The organism is Archangium sp. Cb G35 (genome assembly GCF_001896145.1).
In the GTDB taxonomy this organism is placed as follows: Bacteria; Myxococcota; Myxococcia; order Myxococcales; family Myxococcaceae; genus Archangium; species Archangium violaceum.
On sequence record NZ_MPOI01000011.1, the window covers coordinates 184106 to 201175 of the forward strand.

The 17070-nt window shown below is 68.7% G+C and carries 15 protein-coding genes; 8 read left to right on the top strand and 7 right to left on the bottom strand.

Features of this window, described 5'->3' with window-relative positions:
* Positions 1-180: 180 nt before the first annotated feature.
* The 3 genes from BO221_RS31420 to BO221_RS31430 all read left to right on the top strand — a co-directional run bounded on the left by BO221_RS31420 (position 181) and on the right by BO221_RS31430 (position 2629).
* Entirely contained in the window at positions 181-903 is a 723-nt protein-coding gene (locus tag BO221_RS31420) for a YafY family protein (protein WP_073564529.1), read from the top strand.
* A gap of 78 nt (positions 904-981) precedes the next feature.
* The gene (locus tag BO221_RS31425) at positions 982-1836 is read left to right on the top strand and encodes an NAD(P)H-binding protein (protein ID WP_073564530.1); all 855 of its coding nucleotides are present in this window, start codon (positions 982-984) and stop codon (positions 1834-1836) included.
* A 31-nt stretch (positions 1837-1867) separates the two neighbouring features.
* The gene (locus BO221_RS31430) at positions 1868-2629 is read left to right on the top strand and encodes a phytanoyl-CoA dioxygenase family protein (protein WP_073564531.1); all 762 of its coding nucleotides are present in this window, start codon (positions 1868-1870) and stop codon (positions 2627-2629) included.
* Positions 2630-2659: 30 nt separating this feature from the next.
* Here BO221_RS31430 and BO221_RS31435 read toward each other — a convergent pair whose 3' ends face one another.
* The 3 genes from BO221_RS31435 to BO221_RS31445 form a co-directional block, all read right to left on the bottom strand.
* On the bottom strand, positions 2660-4135 hold the full coding sequence (locus BO221_RS31435) for a glycoside hydrolase family 6 protein (protein WP_073564532.1): 1476 nt from the start codon (positions 4133-4135) through the stop codon (positions 2660-2662).
* 118 nt (positions 4136-4253) lie between these two features.
* A complete protein-coding gene (locus tag BO221_RS31440) occupies positions 4254-5873 on the bottom strand; it encodes a mucoidy inhibitor MuiA family protein (RefSeq protein WP_083681653.1) in 1620 nt (539 codons plus the stop codon).
* 1 nt (position 5874) lies between these two features.
* Positions 5875-8124 carry a mucoidy inhibitor MuiA family protein gene (locus BO221_RS31445; protein WP_073564533.1) on the bottom strand — a complete coding sequence of 750 codons (2250 nt, stop codon included), beginning with the start codon at positions 8122-8124 and terminating at the stop codon, positions 5875-5877.
* Positions 8125-8296: 172 nt separating this feature from the next.
* Here BO221_RS31445 and BO221_RS31450 point away from each other — a divergent pair, with 172 nt between their 5' ends.
* Complete coding sequence (locus tag BO221_RS31450) at positions 8297-10027, top strand: NAD-binding protein (protein ID WP_073564534.1); 1731 nt, start codon at positions 8297-8299, stop codon at positions 10025-10027.
* A 66-nt stretch (positions 10028-10093) separates the two neighbouring features.
* Here the strand turns inward: BO221_RS31450 and BO221_RS31455 are convergent, their stop codons facing one another.
* Genes BO221_RS31455 through BO221_RS31460 form a run of 3 tightly spaced genes read right to left on the bottom strand, consistent with a single transcriptional unit; the run spans position 10094 to position 11090 of the window.
* Complete coding sequence (locus tag BO221_RS31455; protein ID WP_198956230.1) at positions 10094-10561, bottom strand: molybdenum cofactor biosynthesis protein B; 468 nt, start codon at positions 10559-10561, stop codon at positions 10094-10096.
* Positions 10552-10734: a hypothetical protein gene (locus BO221_RS55550; RefSeq protein WP_198956220.1), complete on the bottom strand. Its 183-nt coding sequence runs from the start codon at positions 10732-10734 to the stop codon at positions 10552-10554. Before BO221_RS55550 ends, BO221_RS31455 begins: the two co-directional genes overlap by 10 nt.
* A 38-nt stretch (positions 10735-10772) precedes the next feature.
* A complete protein-coding gene (locus BO221_RS31460; RefSeq protein ID WP_073564536.1) occupies positions 10773-11090 on the bottom strand; it encodes a Rieske 2Fe-2S domain-containing protein in 318 nt (105 codons plus the stop codon).
* A gap of 142 nt (positions 11091-11232) precedes the next feature.
* On the opposite strand from BO221_RS31460, the gene polX reads away from it, so the two are divergent.
* Genes polX through mrtX form a run of 3 tightly spaced genes read left to right on the top strand, consistent with a single transcriptional unit; the run spans position 11233 to position 14331 of the window.
* Positions 11233-12975: a DNA polymerase/3'-5' exonuclease PolX gene (gene polX, locus BO221_RS31465; RefSeq protein ID WP_073564537.1), complete on the top strand. Its 1743-nt coding sequence runs from the start codon at positions 11233-11235 to the stop codon at positions 12973-12975.
* Between the two features lie 34 nt (positions 12976-13009).
* On the top strand, positions 13010-13612 hold the full coding sequence (locus BO221_RS31470) for a serine protease (RefSeq protein WP_369865903.1): 603 nt from the start codon (positions 13010-13012) through the stop codon (positions 13610-13612).
* The gene (gene mrtX / locus BO221_RS31475; RefSeq protein ID WP_073564538.1) at positions 13609-14331 is read left to right on the top strand and encodes a myxosortase MrtX; all 723 of its coding nucleotides are present in this window, start codon (positions 13609-13611) and stop codon (positions 14329-14331) included. The genes BO221_RS31470 and mrtX overlap by 4 nt, the downstream gene beginning before the upstream one ends.
* An 8-nt stretch (positions 14332-14339) precedes the next feature.
* Here the strand turns inward: mrtX and BO221_RS31480 are convergent, their stop codons facing one another.
* Positions 14340-15179: a class II glutamine amidotransferase gene (locus tag BO221_RS31480; protein WP_073564539.1), complete on the bottom strand. Its 840-nt coding sequence runs from the start codon at positions 15177-15179 to the stop codon at positions 14340-14342.
* 213 nt (positions 15180-15392) lie between these two features.
* Between BO221_RS31480 and dnaK the strand changes: the two genes are divergently transcribed.
* Entirely contained in the window at positions 15393-17009 is a 1617-nt protein-coding gene (gene dnaK / locus BO221_RS31485) for a molecular chaperone DnaK (protein ID WP_073564540.1), read from the top strand.
* Positions 17010-17070: the final 61 nt, after the last annotated feature.

Sequence of the window (17070 nt, forward strand, 5' to 3'; positions counted from 1 at the left end):
AGGAAGTGGGGGCTGGCGCGCCAAGGCCAGCCTCGCACCTGCCGGTCAAGAAGAAGGCCGTGGCATAGGCCGAAACGCCTGCCAGCGGGTGAGATTCCATGTGGAACTCGCCGCACGGCCGGGTCAGGATGATCGCATGAGCCAGCGTGCACCTCCGATTCTCTTGGCTCACGTGACGGAATGGACAGGATTCTTCGCCTCTTCGGACTCATGGACTCCCTCCGCCGGCGCCGCCAACCCGTGACGGCGCAGGCGCTCGCCGAGGAGCACCGCGTTTCTGTACGCACGGTGTATCGAGATATCCAGATGCTCCAGAAGCTCGGAGCACCGGTTGGAGGAGAAGCTGGATTGGGCTACGTCCTCCTCCCCGGTTTCTTCGTGCCACCGCTGATGTTCTCCGTGGAAGAACTGGAAGCGGTCGTGCTGGGAGCACGCTGGGTCGAGCAACTCCCGGACAAGGAGTTGGCGGCCGCCGCCACGAACGCCTTGGCCAAGCTTGGAGTGGCAATCCCGGGCGAGCTCGCGGAGCGGATCGATGACACGGGGCTGTGGCCGGTCACCAGCGCTCCCGACGCGAGCACGGAACCGCTCCTCAAGCTCGTCCGGCGCGCAATGCGCGAGGAACGGGGCCTCTCCATCCAGTACAAGGACCGGGCTGGCGCGATATCGCAACGTGTCGTTCTCCCGGTGCAACTCGCGTACTTCGAAGCACGACAGGTCTTCGCGGCGTGGTGCTGTACAAGGAGCGCGTTCCGTCACTTCCAGCTGGATCGCGTTTTGCACGCCGAGCTGACCGAACAGCGATTCCACGAGCGCCGCGTCGAGCTCGCGAGACAGTGGTTCGAGGAGTTCGAGGCGAACTTCCTGAATCGACCTACGCCGAGGGCGGACGCCGGCTCCTGACACATTCTGTCTCGAGGCTGTCGTACCAGAACCCGGTGCCGCCCGGAGAGGCGGCGAAACCCGATTCTGGAGCCGCCCATGTTGGAGAACCCCAAGGAGACGTCCCCAGCTCGCCGTACGATTCTGGTCACCGGCGCGACCGGAACGGTCGGCCGGCACCTCGTCCACCAACTCGCCGCCGCCGGCCACCGCGTTCGCGCGCTGTCGCGGCACCCCGCCCAGGCAAACCTACCGCGGGAGATCGAAGTCGTTCAGGGTGACCTCTCGGACGCGGCTTCGCTCGTGCATGCGTTCGAAGGCGTGAGTGCCGTCCATCTGATCACCCTCACCGGTGACAACGGCGAATCACTGACGAACGGAGACGAGATCATCCGGCTCGCCGAGCGGTCGGGCGTCCGCAACGCCACGGTTCTGGGGGGTTGGGACGAGACATCCGTTGAGGAAGCGCTCCGAGGAAGCTCCATCGGGTGGGCCCGGCTGGAGCCGGTCGAGTTCATGGCGAACGCGCTGGAGTGGGCGGCGAGCATCAAGGGAGAAGGTGTTGTCCGCATGCTCGCGACGTGGCCTGGCGCGGTCGTGCACGAAGCCGACATCGCGGCGGTGGCGGCAGTAGCGCTGACGCAGGAGGGGCATGCGGGCAAACGCTACCCTCTGAGTGGACCGCAAGCGCTCACCCCCGCGGAACGAACCGCGTGCATCGCGACGGCCGTGGGCCGCCCCATCACCTTCGAGGCGCTGAGCGAGGAGCAGGAGCGTGAGCGCCTCCGCTCCTACGGCTACCCGGAGGATTACGTCGAGTTCGGCATCCAGCTGGCCAGGAATCCGCCGGTACAAGCGGCCAGAGTCGTCCCTACCGTCGAGCAGGTGACGGGACGTCCTGGCCGCACCTTCGCGTCCTGGGCGCTCGAGAATGCCCACGCGTTCCGCTCCTGAGCAGCCCCACACACGTCACTGGAGGAACTCGATGTATTTGAAAGCCAGCGACATCACCCGGTACCAGAGGGAGGGCTTCTTGATGGTGCCCCAGGTGCTCACCCCTGAGGAAGTGGCCGGGTTTTTCGAAGAAGCCGCCGCGATGCTGTCCCGCGGCAAGACCCTTCACTGGCCCTCGGAAAAAGGGATGGTCATGGACTGGGTCGCGGATGCGGAAATCGAGAGCGCGATCATGCGTCGCCTGGCGCTCCATCCCGTCATTACCGGCATCGCCGAGGAGCTTGCCGGTCGGCCGCTGCGTCTGTTCAAGTCGGAACTCCTGCGCAAGGAGGGCACTGGCTCGACGATGACCCCTCCGCACATCGACGAGTTCGCGCTCCCCATCAGCGGCGCGCCCGTCACCCTCACCGCATGGGTGGCGCTGGTGGACGTCCCCAAGGAGCGCGGGTGCATGAAATTCTGGCCCGGCTCGCACCAGGTGAAGGCCGTCGACGAGGCGCAAGACCTTGCTTCACACCCCGAGATGATGTTCCTGCCTCGGGTCACGCTCCCGCTCCGTGCGGGTGATTGCACGTTCCATCACGCACGAACAGTGCATTCGGCCCATGCGAACGAGACCCACACGACACGGATTTCGCTCGCCACGGTCTACATGGATGAGGGAGCGAGGTTCGAGCCCCGGACGCTCTACGGCGATGGGATGAATGACAAGCTCTCCCGACACCTGGCCACCATGCAAGCGGGCCAGGCGCTATCCGGTGAGTGCTTTCCCAGAATCCGCTGGAAGGACTGAGATTGTTCCGACTCCAGCTCCTGAACCAGATCAGGTGCCGTGGATGAGCCGCCAGGCGATCTCCGGGTCGAACTGGCCCGCGGGCGTGCCCGGAGCGATGCCGCACTGGCCATCCGAGTCGCCGGGGACCTTCACCCACAGCAGCAGCTCCGCGCCGCCGCCCGCCTGCGTCGGAGTTCCCAGCTTGCGTCCACCCGGGTTGCACCACTCACCGTTGGAGCCATTACCGTTGCGGCTGGTGTCCACGACGAAGGGACGGGTGTAGCCGTAGCGGCTGGACAAGGCGGCGTTGACCGCGTTGCCGTAGGTGACCGTCTCGGCCGTGATGTAGAAGTTGGAGACGTTGGCCACGAAGCCCCGGATGTTGCTCACGCCAGCCGACTGCAGCCGCTGCGCCATGGTGTCGGGGGCAATCCACCGCGCATTGCCTCCGTCCATATAGGCCCACGTGTTGGGCGCGCGGTCGCGCAATTGCTCGGTGGCGTAGCGCAGCAGTTCCACCCGGGTCTGCCGGGCCAGGTCACTCGGCAGACAGTCGAGTTGGGCAAGCGCATCCGGCTCGATGATCACGATGGCGGGGCGATTGCCGAGACCCGAGGCGAAGGCGGAGATCCACGACCGATAGGCGTCGGGAGTGCCCGCGCCGCCGCCCGAGTGACTGCCACAGTCGCGGCCAGGAATGTTGTAGGCCACCAGGATGGGCAGTTTGTTGGCCGCCGCGGCCGCGCCGACGTAGCTCGACACCGCGGAGGCAATGTCTGGATTCCAGTTGCCGAACCAGCGCGCCATCGGCCTGCTCGCGATGTTGGACTGGATGAGGGCCGCACGCCCGTCTCCGCCGTTGTTGCGCGCCCAGACAGCGGGATTGGAGTTCGGATCCGTGTAGAAGCCGTTGGTCATCGCGATGGGCCCCGAGCCCGTGCTTCCCGTCTCACTCGTGAGCGAGATGTCATCGAGCCGGACGGTGAGGGCACCACGGCCGCCCAGCTGGAAGGTCACCTGTCCCTGGGCTGAGCTCACGGACGAGGTGAAGGCGAACGAATAGCGCCGCGACGTGCCGTCGAGCGCGACCTGCTTGTCCAAAGTGGCCGTGTAGGGAGCACTGTCCAGTTGCACCGTGGTGCGGATGCTCACGCTCGCCGAGGCCGAGGCGGTAAAGGACAGGGTGTACGCCCGGCCGCTCACCAGCGGGAGTCCACTCTGTCCAGCCAGCGCGTCCCAAGCGTTGGCGGTGCCGCTGGCGACGTCGAGCCGCCACTGGCCGTTCTCGATACGCGACTGCGTGTTGGCGCTGTTCCACCAGGGAGTGATGCTGCCCGAGCTGAAGGCTCCGTTGACGATCAACTCGGTGGTGGCCGGCTGAGAGGTGCTCGCCAGGAACGGTGTGTCCGTCCCCTCCGCACTGCTCACCGGGCCACAGGACACGGTGAAGGCCGAGGCGAGTATCAACGCGATGGGCAGCAACCGCCGGGGGGAGCCAGGAAGGGTCGTTTTGCGAGGGACCATGGATCCCTCGTTATCACGTTTTGGCGGTTATCACGGATAAGCTTCTCTGTCAGCTCCAAGACACTCCCCGGTGGAAGAGGCCGGGTAGGCAGGGAGAGTGCCCTCCCCGCCCCCTACATCAGGCGCTCTGCACACCCGGCGCCGTCAAGACCTTGAACACCAGGTGCAGCCGGGTATGCCCATTGGCGGGCAGCTCGACCTTCCACGTGCAGAATCCGTTGTCGTCGAGCACCGGTGAGCCGCTGGTCTTCTCCCGATCCAGCTCCACCTTCACGTGCTCGATCTCCGACACCGGCAGGCGCTCGGTGACCGCCACGGTGCGCGCGCTCCCCGAGAGGTTCGAGAGGTAGAGGGTGAGCCGCACCGTGGCCTCGTTCCACTTGCTCACCGGGTTGAGCTCGCTCTCCCGCTTCGCCTCGCGCTGGATGCGGATGGACTCCTCCGGACCGAAGCTCAGCTCGAACTTCTCCTGGGGCGCCACGAACAGCGTCTGGGTCCAGCCCACGAAGCCGTTCTCCTGCAGCAACTCCACCGGCCCCGCCAGCACCGGGTTGGGCGAGGTGTTGCGCCCCACTGCCCGCAGGAACACCTGGGTCTCCAGCTCCGGGAAGGCCACCAGCGATGACTCCGCCTCGGCCTCGAAGGTGAAGAGCGGGATGATATGGGGCCGCCCATCCGAGACGATGGTGTTCCGGCCCGGCGCCCTCAGGTTGCGCGTCTCGCCGCCATCATCCACCCCGGGCAGATCCACGCTCGGCGGCGTCGCCGGAGCGGCCGCGCCAGAAGCCGGCGCACTGCCCAGTCCCGCCTTCTGCACCTTCACCTCCCGGACCTGGACCGACACCGTCTCGCTCTTCTTCTTCACGGTGAGCAGGTCCGCCTGCAACAGAGGCGGCTCGATGCCCAGCGAGGAGCGCGCCGTGGAGAAGCGCAGCTCCGCCTCCCTCCAGTCCTCGCCGGTGTCCTGCCAGACCGCGGCGGACGAGGCGAAGAGAATACGCTTCCCCTCCAGCAAGCGCGCCGAGTGCAGAGGCCGCCACAGGGCGTTGGGCACCACGTAGTGAATGCGGACCTCCACCTCGCCCTCGGCCTCCGCGAGCACGTCCACTTCCAGCCAGCCCACCACCTGGTGCTCCACGCGATCCAGCGCCTGCCGCTGGCGCATCACGGCGGCGATCTCCTCCGCCAGCCGCTCGGCGGTGAAGGTGGCCTTCAGCGCCGACTCGCGCAGCTGGCGGGCCTTGCGGAACAGGGCATCGAACGTGTCCTGCCACTGGGCCGCGGCGCCCATGCCCCACCCCGCGTCCTCGGGAATCTCCGAGGCCCCGAGCACCAGCATCCGCTGGATGCGCTCGAAGCGCGCACGGGCTCGGGCCTGATCCTCCAACACCTGCTCACGCTCGCGCCGCAGGGCCTCGATCCGCTCCTCGAGCACCCGCGCCGCCTCGGGCTTGTCCACGGTCCGGATGCGCAGGCTGCGGCGGACCCGGACGTCCACCACACGCGCCTGCCCGGAGACGGCCTCGGCGCGCAGGGACACGTCCTGCATCACCGGAGCCACACCCCGCACCACGACCCGATTCTGCCCCGCGCGCACGCGCACCGTGCCGCCGCGAGTCACCTGCGCCCGATCCTCCAACAGCGTCACGACGCGCACCGGCGCGTCCAGGACCGGAGCCACCTCGGGGAAGGCGGGCTCGTAGCGCTCCACACCCATGGGTTGGATGGCCGTGCTCATGTCACGCCTCCCGGCGGTTGCCGCCGTTGACCTCGTTGTTGGCGTACATCTTCACCACGTACCGGGCGGACAGCTTGCTCGTCCCGTTCGCGGGGACGGTGAGGCGCCAGCGGCGTCCCCCCTCGAGCACGCGGCCACGCTCCTCCTGCGCATAGGGCTCCCACGCGGGGGCGACAGCGCCCTCCTCGACCACCACCTCCGCGTTCGGCGCGGGCTGGGGGATGCGTTCACGGACCTCGCAGACGATCTCCCGGTCCAGGTTGTTGACGAGGTCGATGAGGATGTCGTGCCAGAGCTCCGTCGTCGCGACGATCTTCTCGCCGCTGCGGACCTCGGTGAAGCGGGTGTTGCGCGCGCAGCGGATGGCCTGCTCCACACCCAGGCCCAGCTTGAACTCGCCGCGAGGGGGCACCGAGGGCAGCGTGGTGGAGAGCACGTACTCGCCCCCGACGTAGACCTCGGCGGGGCCCGGCAACATGGGAGCGGACAGCGGGTTCTTCACCTGCGCCTGCCGGTAGACGTTGCTGTCCTCCCGGGGGACGGCCACGTAGAGGACGCTGGCCTCGCCGGTGCGCGTGCCCAGGGGCACGGAGTGGAAGGAGCTGTCGGACGGAACGTCCACCGTGGCATCGGCGATGTAGCTGAAGTCGAAGTGGCCACTCGCGGCCCGGACGTCCGCCGTGCCGCCCGGAAGGTCCAGGTTGGCCACGGAGCGGGCCCGTTGCTCGGCCTCGGCCACCACGGCCATGACATCGAACTTCACCTCCACCTGGAAGCGCGACAGCGACTCCAGATAGAAGCGCCGCGCGTCGACGGGCTGGAGCCGGTTGCGCATGCCCTCGGCCGCCGGAGCGAGCCGCAGGTGGGTGAACACCACCGCCTCCAAGCCGGCCTGAGGGGGGGTCCCACCACCGCCAGCCGGGCCGCCCCGTGACACCGCCCTGGAGCGAGCGGGACCGGCAACGGCCACCGACGGGCGTGCCGCCATGGGCGCGGGAGCTGGCGGAGGCATGGGTGGCGCCATGCCCGGCGCCGCGGCCACGGCCATGGGGTAGGCCGGTTCATCCATCTCCGCGACCGATTCCTCTTCCGCTGCGATTCCATCGTACACGGCCGACCCCTCGGCCATGGCCATGTCATCGTCCAGGGCATCGAGACTCGGGCGCGAGACCTTCTCGACCCGCCGCCGCTCCTTGCGTTGCTCGAGGGCGTCACGCACCCCGCCGAAGACGACGGCCTCCTCCAGATCCAAAGGAGCCGGCAGCGAGGGCAGCACGTACGACTGGACGGGCGACAGGCCGAGCAGCAGCGAACGGCGATCCCGGTCGTAATCGGAGAAGAGCGCGGTGGCGCCTTTCGGTGGCGGACGGAAACCGGCGCGAGCGGGCGGCGGAGGCTGCGCACGTCCGATACGGGTGGAGGGCAGCTCCGGCAGCTCCGTCCAGCTCATGGGCGCGGCGGTGGATAGCACCAGCTTCACGCCGCGCCAGTCCTCTCCGGAGTCCTGGCAGATGAGGGCACGCGTCACCAACTCCACCTGCCGGCAGTCCCGCGTCAGGCGGCACTGATAGCTGGGAGCCCAGCGGGCCCCGGGGACGAAATACTCGACGGAGAGCTCCGCGCGCCGGAGCTCGCCTCCCCCGTGGCGCAGCTGCACGTGGACGGACTTGCGGAGCTCCGCCGCCGTCACCTCGCGCGCGGTGGAGGCCCTCCGCATCTTGTCCTCGAGGACGGCCACGTCCTCATTCAGCTTGCGCCACTGCTCACGCAGGGAGCGCGCCTCCACGAGACGGGCCTGCACACCATCCTGGGAGAACTGCTCCAGGGCGAGCCGCGCGCCCATGGGAGCGGGTGGCGGTGGCTTGCCCTCCTCGGGATCCGGACGCTCCGGCACGGGGATGTCGGCGAGGATGGACATCTCCCAGTCGAGCTGCCGCAACTGGCTCTCCACGGTCCGCACCTGCTGGCGGAGGGAGCGCAGCGCGGCCTCATCCACTGTGTCCAGGGGAGCTTCCCTGGGGGGAATCCACAACCCCACGCGCACATTCGTGGCGGAGAGGTCCGCCTGGGGATTGTCCGTGGACAACACGCGCACGCGCACGGTGGCGTCGAACAGCGAGAGCGGCAGCCGGGGGATCTCCAGCTCCGTGGGCGGCTTGCCCCCGGAACAGTCCAGCGAGAGCAACCGGGTTACCCGCGCCCCCTGGTGGTAGAGTGTCACGGTGTCGAGGCGGGACTCCACGATGGGCATGCACCCTCCCGAAATGCGTTGCGCGGCACGCTAGAACGCGGCTCCTCGAGCGGGCAAGGATTGAAGGCGTTCCCCTGGCTGCTTCCCGCCCTGCCCTTCCGTTCCGGGGAGCGAGGTAGACTCGGGGCACATGCGACGTCTCCTTGCCTTTCTCCGCGATCATGAGCCCGGAATGGTCGTGGCGTGGGTGCTCTCCACCCTTGGCCTCGGGGTCGTGGGGCTCCGCGGCTACCTGGGAGATCCCCTCTTCGGTGTCTCGGATCTGCTCTACCAGTCGGTGCAGCTCTTCGTGCTGCAGCTCCAGGTGTTGCCGGGCAGGACGCCCTGGACGCTCGACGTGGCCCGCTGGTCCTCCGCGGCCGTGTCCTTCTACGCGGTGCTGCGCGCCGGTTCCGTCATCTTCGCGGGCGAGCTGGAGCGGCTGAGATTGCGCCGGCTCTCCGGCCATGTGGTGGTGTGCGGCCTGGGGCGCAAGGGGCACCAGCTCGCCCAGGACTTCCTGTCCCGCGGCGAGAGGGTCGTCATCATCGAGAAGGACGAGGAGAACGACTCCCTGCTCGCGGCTCGGGAGTCGGGCGCGCTGGTGCTGCCGAGCGCGGCGGCCGACGAGGCCATCCTCCGCCAGGCTCGCGTGGCGCAGGCCTCGCTCCTGCTCGCGGTCACGGGTGATGATGGCGCCAACATTGAAACGGCCCTCACCGCGCGCCGGCTGGTGCGCGAGCGGGCACCCGGACGCACCACGCCCCTGCGTGTCCTCGCCCACGTGGGCGATCTCCAGCTGTGCTCACTGCTTCGTGCCTCGAAGGTGCTGACGGGGCCGGAGCCGGTGGAGGCCCAGCCCTTCAACATCCACGAGGCGGCGGCCCGCGTGCTGCTTCGCGACAACCCGCTGGACCGGGAGCGGATGGAGCCCGGGGACCCGCGCTTCGTGCACCTGTGCGTGGTGGGATTCGGGCAGATGGGCGAGAGCGTGGCGATGCAGGCGGCCCGGTTGACGCACCTGGCCAACGGCTCCCGCCTGCGGGTGACGATCGTCGACCGGAAGGCCGAGGAGCGGCGGCAGCGTTTCCTCGGCAGGTGCCCGGGATTCACCCAGGTGGCGGACCTGGACGTGCTCGAGGGCGATGGGGAGTACGCCGAGGTGCTCTCGCGTCTGGAGGAGTGGGGACAGGATCCGCACCGGCTCCTGAACATCGTGGTGTGCTTCGACGATGACCGCCGTGGCCTCGCCTGTGGGCTGACGCTGGTGGAGCGGCTGCGAGGACGGCGGGTCCCGGTGCGGGTGCGCATGTCGCACGAGGCGGGGATGTCGGCCCTGGTGCATGGCTCGGGCGAGGGCCGCTGGAACGGGCGGATCAGCGTCTTCGGGATGATCGACCGGCTGTGCAACCGCGAGAGCATCCTGGGCGAGACGTTGGATCTGCTCGCGCGCACGGCGCACACGGACTACCTGCGGCGCAAGCTGGCGGAGGGAGAAGTCCTGGGGGCGCGTCCGGCACTGAGGGAGTGGCCCGAGCTGGACGAGTTCTTCCGCGAGTCGAACCGCCAGCAGGCGGACCACATCCCCGTCAAGCTGCGCGCCGTGGGTTGCCGGAGCGAGCCCACCCCATCGGGCACGGGAGGATTCGCCTTCACCCCCGAGGAGGTGGAGCTGCTCGCGCGCATGGAGCACGACCGCTGGTGCGCGCGGTACCTGCTCGATGGGTGGCACAAGGGCCCTCGTGATGACGAGGCGAGGACGCACCCGTGCCTCGTTCCATGGGAGGACCTCGAGGAGACATACCGGGACAATGATCGTGCCGCGATCCGGCAGATTCCCGGGCTGCTCGCGCTCATCGGCCAGCACATCGTCCGGGAGCGAGCGGAGAACGGGGAGGCAGTGAGGCCGAGGCTCGCGGGGTGATGAAGAGGACCGGCCAGACCTCGCGGGGCGATGGAAGCCCGCGAGGCCCGGCCGGACGTACGAGGCTCAGCGGGTCAGCTCACGCACCGCGTGACCCAGCTCGGGGAGGATGAGCTTGCGCAGCGCGAGCCGCACCGCCTTCGGAGAGCCCGGGAGCGAGAAGAGGATCATCCCCTGGTACGTCCCCGCGGTGGCCCGCGACATCATCGCCGCGCTGCCGATCTCCTGGAAGGACAGCATCCGGAACAGCTCGCCGAAGCCGGGCAGCGTCTTCTCGAAGAGGCCCTGCAGCGTCTCCACCGTGCTGTCCCGGCGGCCGATGCCCGTTCCTCCGTTGAAGATGACGGCCCGCGCACCGGACTCCTGCGCCTCCTTCAGCATCGCGCGGATGGACTCGGGCTCGTCCTTGATGACGCGGTAGCCGCTCACCGTGTGCCCCTCGGCCTCCAGCAGCTCGCGCAGCACCCGCCCGCTCTCGTCCTTCGACTCGTCCCGGCTGTCCGAGCACGTCACCACGAACGTGCTCACGTGCACCGGCGCGTGCGCCTTGTGCTCCGCCACCGGCCCGGAGCCGTGCTCGTGCCCATGGTGGTGGTCATGACCGTGTCCGTGGTCATGGCCGTGCCCGTGGTGGTCATGGCCGTGGTCGTGGCCATGCTCGTGCCCGTGGGGGTGATGGTGATGTCCGTGACCATGCTTGGGGTCATGGTCGTGATCGTGTCCCTCGTGTCCCATGGCGCGCCTCCTACAGGTCCTTGTCGGGCAGCTCGACGATCAGCTCTCCGTCGGCGACCTCGATCTTCACGGCGGGCTGGTCATCGCACACGCCCGGCGAGGTCTCGTTCTTGCCAGTGTCCATGTCGAAGCCGACCTCATGGCAGGGGCACACGACCATGTTCCCCTCCAGGCGTCCACCGGAGAGCAGACAGCCCCCGTGGTTGCACCAGTCATCGAGCCCCTTGTAGCGCCCGTTGATCCTGGCCACACACAGGCTGCTCTTGCCCACCTCGTAGCCCCGCATCTCCTTTTCGGCGAAGTCCGCCGGTCCGAGCTTGATCTTCATCGACTCCGTCTTTCGTGGCTCTCTGGAATGAGCGACCCGGGCTCTTGTATCCCGGCCGGGCCCGGGCCGGGGAGTGCTTGTCGGTGAACCTCACGTTTCCGCTCGCCTGCACCCCCGTCTCAAGGGCATTACCTTCCTCCCTGTGACGCCTCCCGATAAAGCCGCCGTGGTCCAGGTCCTCCGGGACATCTCGCTCCTCCTCCAGATGAAGGGGGAGAACCCGTTCCGCAGCCGCGCATACGACACCGCCGCCGACCGTATCGCCGGGCTCTCCGAGGACCTGGGGGTGCTCGTCCGCGAAGGCCGCCTGAAGGAGCTGCCAGGGATCGGCCAGGCGATCGCCGACAAGGTCTCCGAGCTGCTCACCACCGGTAAGCTCGCCTACTACGACACGCTGCGCGCCGAGTTCCCCCCAGGGGTCCTGGATCTCGTCCAGGTGCCGGACCTGGGCCCGAAGAAGGCTCTGGCCCTGGCGCGCCAACTCGGTGTGGACGGAGTGGACGCGCTGGAGAAGGCCTGCCGCGAGGGCCGGGTGCGCAAGCTCTCCGGTTTCGGGGAGAAGAGCGAGGCGAAGATCCTCGCGGGCGTGGAGCTGTACCGGCGGACCCGGACACCCCGGCGGCTGCTCGGGGACGTGATGCCGGTGGCCGAACGGCTGCTGGAGTCCATCAAGGCCACGCCCGGCGTCATCCGCGCGAGCGTGGGAGGCAGCCTGCGCCGGCGGGCGGAAACGGTGGGGGACGTGGACCTCATCGCCTCGGCGGCGGATGCCAATACGGTGTTCGATGCCTTCTCCCGCGCACCCGAGGTGGCGAACATCATCGGCCGGGGCGAGAGCAAGTGCTCGGTGCGGCTGCACGAGAAGGACCTCCAGGTGGACCTGCGCGTGCTGCCGGACGAGGACTTCGCCACCGCCCTGCACCACTTCACCGGCTCCAAGGCCCACCATGTGCGGCTGCGGGGGATGGCCCAGGACAAGGGGCTGAAGATCTCCGAGTGGGGCGTGCACCGCGCCGATGGCACCAAGCTGAGCGTGCCGGATGAGGCCGCGCTCTACGCGCTGTTGGGCATGCAGTACGTCCCGCCCGAGCTGCGCGAGGACACCGGGGAGATCGAGGCCGCGCTCGAGGGCCGGCTGCCCGGGAACCTGGTCACGCTCGAGGACCTGCAGGGCGCCGTGCACGCGCACAGCACCTGGTCAGACGGGAAGAACACGCTGGAGGAGATGGCGCGCGCGGCCCAGGCGATGGGGCTCAAGTTCCTCACCGTCACCGAGCACAGCCAGGCGGCCATCTACGCCGGAGGCCTCAAGGAAGACGATCTGCGCCGCCAGTGGGACGAGATCGACCGCGTCAACGAGACCGTCCAGGGCATCCGGCTGCTCAAGGGCATCGAGGTGGACATCCTGGAGAGCGGTGCCCTGGACTACTCGGATGGGGTGCTGGAGAAGCTGGAGGTGGTCATCGGCTCCATCCACGTGCGGCACAGCATGGATGAGGAGCAGATGACGCGCCGGTTGCTGGCGGCGTTCGACAACCCGCACCTGCACATCCTCGGACACCCCACCGGGCGGCTCATCCACAGCCGCGAGCCCTACCCCGTTCGCATGGAGGCGGTGCTCGACAAGGCCGCCGAGCGCGGCGTGGTGGTGGAGGTCAACGGCAAGCCGGAGCGGCTGGACCTGAAGACGGAGCACGTGCGCATGGCGCTCCAGCGCGGGGTGAAGCTGGTGGCGAGCTGCGATGCACACAAGGTGTCGGACCTGGCCAACCTGGCCTTCGCCGTGGCCACCGCGCGCCGGGGCTGGGCCCGGAAGGAGGACATCCTCAACACCCTCCCCGCCGAGCAGTTCGTCTCCACGCTTCGCAAGCTGCGAGCCGCCTGACGCGGGCCAGCACCAGTGCTAGGCTCGCGGCGCCTTGTTGCGCCGACTGCTCCCGATCGTCCTCGTCCTGCTCGCCACCCAGGTCTCCGCCTCGGAGCCGGAGCGCCCCTCGCGCGCCGATCTCCAGCGGGCGCTCGCCCAGTACGAACGCTCCGTCGTCCGGGTACGCGGCCCCCGAGCCGCCGGCCCTGGCGTCATCGTGGGCACCGAGGGCCAGGTGCTCACCGCCGTGAACCACGTCGACCTGGACGCCGCGCAGGTGGAGTTCAGCGGGCGGACGCTGCCGGCCACGGTGGTGCTCGCCAACGCGTACCTGAAGGTGGCCGTCGTCGCTGCCCCCGCGGGCACCTACCCCGCCGCGGCCGTGAAGCCCAATACCGGCAACCTCCTCGGCCAGTGGCTCATCGGCATCATCCCCGGCAAGGGCAAGCGCAAGGACACGCCAGCCTCGGCCCTGGCGCGCAAGGCGCCCGCGCCCTTCGTCGACGTGAACCTGGCACTGTCTCCGGGCAGTCCCCTCTATGACGAGACGGGCCGGCTGGTCGCCGTGTCCGTCCAGCGCAAGGGACGCGGTTGCCGGGTCCTGCCGCTGGACGTCGTCCGGCAGCAGCTCGCCACGAAGGTGGCTACCCCGTGAGCGCGTCCGCGGCCACGCCCTGGCGCCCCACCGCCGTGCAGGAAGTGCTGGGCCTGTGGGGCATCGGCTTCCTGGGCATCATCATCGCCTTCCTCCTCTTCGGAGGCTCCGGCGTCCCCAAGCTGGTGGCCACGGTGGGCTTCCTCTACCTGCCGCTCATCGCCATGCGCTGGCGCGGCGAGGACTACCGGGACTACGGCCTCTCCCTACGCACCTGGCGCCAGGACGTGCGCCTCTTCCTCATCATGAGCGCGGTGGTGTTCCCCCTCTTCTTCGGGGCCTTCCTCCTGTGGACGGAGGTGCTGCAGCTCCTGCCCACGGAGCTGTCGCGCCTGCTGGCGCCCTTCCGGGGCGCGGCGCACTTCACCCCGAGGCTGCCGCCCCGCTTCGGCGAGTGGGTGGTGGATCAGCTCTTCGTGGTGGCCCTGCCCGAGGAGTTCTTCTATCGGGGCTACATGCAGGCCCGCCTGCGCGACGCCTGGCCCCACGGGCGGCGATTCCTCGGCGTGCGGCTGGGCCCCGCCTTCTGGCTGACGGCGCTGCTCTTCGCGCTGGGCCACCTGGCCATCTTCCAGGTGTGGCGCCTGTCCGTCTTCTTCCCCGCCCTGCTCTTCGGCTGGATGCGGGAGCGCACCGGCAGCGTGGTGGGTGCCGCCCTCTTCCACGCCGCCGCCAACCTCTTCGTGCGCTTCCTTGAGGTGTCCTTCTTCGGCTTCTGACCCGGGCGTCAGGGGGTGGCCGGCAGGTGGCGCACCTGGAGGTCCGCCTCCACCGTCAGCGTGGTGCCCTCGGCCAGTTCCACCCAGCCCACCGGGCGCTTGAGGTGCGAGGCCACCACCACCGAGCGCCGGCGCCGGTGCGCCATCACTCCCGGGTGCGTGTCGGGCATGCCGGGCGTGAGGCCGCACACCTCGCAAGAATCCGTGCCCTCCAGGCGCGTGTAGTAGAGCGGCTGGCCGCCCAGGCGCGTGGCCACCAGGACGTAGCCGTTGGTGGCGAGCAGGTTCACCGTGGACGTGCGCGCGGCCCCCGCCCGGGCCGAGGCCCGCGACAGGCTCATGGCCGTGTCCGCCAGCAGCCGGCCGGCCACCTCCGCCGGGAGCCTCGGGTCATCCCCATGCCCCGTCTCCCACAACCGCTTGAGGAAGAGCGCGAAGGCCACCTCGCTGTCCGTCTCCCCGCGGATCTGCCGCTTGAGGAAGTCCGGCACCTCGTCCAGCAGCCCGGCCCGGAGGCCGGCGAAGTCCTCGATACGGCCCTGGTGCGCGAACAGCCAGCGCCGCGAGCGGAACGGCTGGGTGTTCTCCTCCAGCGACAGTCCCACCGGCAGCCGCCGCCCGTGGAACAGGAGCGCCTCCGTCTCGTGCGGCGGAGCGAGCGATTCCAGGATCAGGTCCGCGTCTCGGGGGAAGCGGCGGAGCAGGACGTCATCCTGCGCGTAGGCGCCGATGCCCACGGCGTTGGACCGCCCCTCCTCCCCCTGGAGAGCCACCTGCCCCTCCAGCCGATGCAGCTCGCACCGCACCAGGTTCGGGTCGGACGTCAGGACGGCCAGCGCGACGGACATGCGGGAAACCTCCTTGGTGCATCTATAGATAATGATGCCCTCCAGGGCTCTCAAGCCGGTCTCCCCCTCGCCGCCAACCCAGCCAACCCCTTGAAAGGACTGGGGTTTACCCATACGGAACGTTTGACAGCCCGAGTGCGAGGTGCCTAACATCCCGGCGCTTTCCCGAGGGTTGGGGATTCAACGACCCTCCATGGCTACACCGGAGACGGAATGTCGGACGACATCGCGATCGGCATCGACCTGGGCACCTCCACCTCGTGCGTTTCCGTGGTGCAGGACGGTCAGCCGTTCGTCATCCCCAACGAGTGGGGAGAGACGACCCACGCCTCGTGCGTGTCCTTTCTCGAGGACGGCTCGGTGCTGGTGGGCAACGCGGCCAAGCGCAACATCATCACCAACCCCGAGTGTACGGTGTACTCGGCCAAGCGTCTCATCGGGCGCTACTACTTCTCCGACGAGGTGAAGAAGGCCCAGGCGGTGATGCCGTACCAGATCGTCGAGGGCGAGAACAACTCGGTGCGCATCGCGGTGCGGGGGCGCGACTACTCGTTGCCGGAGATCTCCGCGCTGGTGCTCAAGGAGATGAAGGCCATCGCGGAGGGGTACCTGGGCCGCGAGATAACGAAGGCGGCCATCACCGTGCCGGCCTACTTCAACGACAACCAGCGCCAGGCCACCAAGGACGCGGGCCGCATCGCCGGGCTGGAGGTGCTGCGCATCCTCAACGAGCCCACCGCGGCGGCACTCGCCTACGGTTTCGGCCGCGAGGTGAGCCAGCGCGTGGTGGTGTACGACCTGGGCGGCGGTACCTTCGACGTCTCCATCCTGGAGATCGGCAAGGACGTCTTCGAGGTGCTGTCCACCGCCGGTGACACATACCTGGGCGGTGACGACTTCGACGACCGCATCATGACGTGGCTGGCGGACGACTTCATGAAGCGCACGCGGCTGGATCTGCGGCAGAACAAGTACTGCCTGCAGATGCTCAAGGACGCGGCCGAGCGGGCGAAGATCGACGTGGGCAGCACGGGCCTGGCCGAGGTGAACTGCCAGGGCATCTGCCAGGACGCTGGCGGCAACGTGTTGGACCTGACGGGCCGGCTCACGCAGGACCAGTTCAACCGGATGGTGATGGACCTGGTACAGCGCACCTTCAAGGTGTGCGACGAGGCCCTGCAGTCCGCGCGCATGACGGCGGCGGACATCGACGCGGTCATCCTGGTGGGAGGCCCCACGCGCCTGCCCATCATCCGCAACTCGGTGCGCCACTACTTCCAGAAGGAGCCCAAGGAGGGCATCAATCCGGACCAGGTGGTGGCCATGGGCGCGGCGCTGCAGGCCAACGCGCTGCTGGACGCGGCCACCGAGACCTTCCTGGTGGACGTGACGCCCCTGTCGCTGCGCATTGGCACCGTGGGCGGCTACACGGAGAAGGTCATCGACAAGAACACCCCGGTGCCCATCGACCGCTCGAAGACGTTCACCACCAGCCGTGATGGCCAGGAGAAGGTGAAGATCCGCGTCTACCAGGGCGAGTCCAACCGCGCCGACGAGTGCGAGATGCTGGGCGAGTTCGAGTTCTCGGGCTTCCGCATCGGCTACCGGGGCGAGGTGAAGATCGACGTGACGTTCGAGATCAACACCGACGGACTGGTGAACGTGTCGGCGACGGACCAGGAGACGGGGCAGAAGACGTCCACCACGCTGACCATGTCCTCGGGCATGTCGGAGGCGGACATCCAGGCATCCATCCAGGCCAACAAGAAGATCCAACTCGCGGGGCATGGGGCGGATCTGCCCGCCGTGGCCACCAGTCGAGGGAGATAGACGAGCGCGATGTCCCAGCCTCCCCAGAACGGCGCCGGAAAGCCCCCCGCCCCTCCGGTAG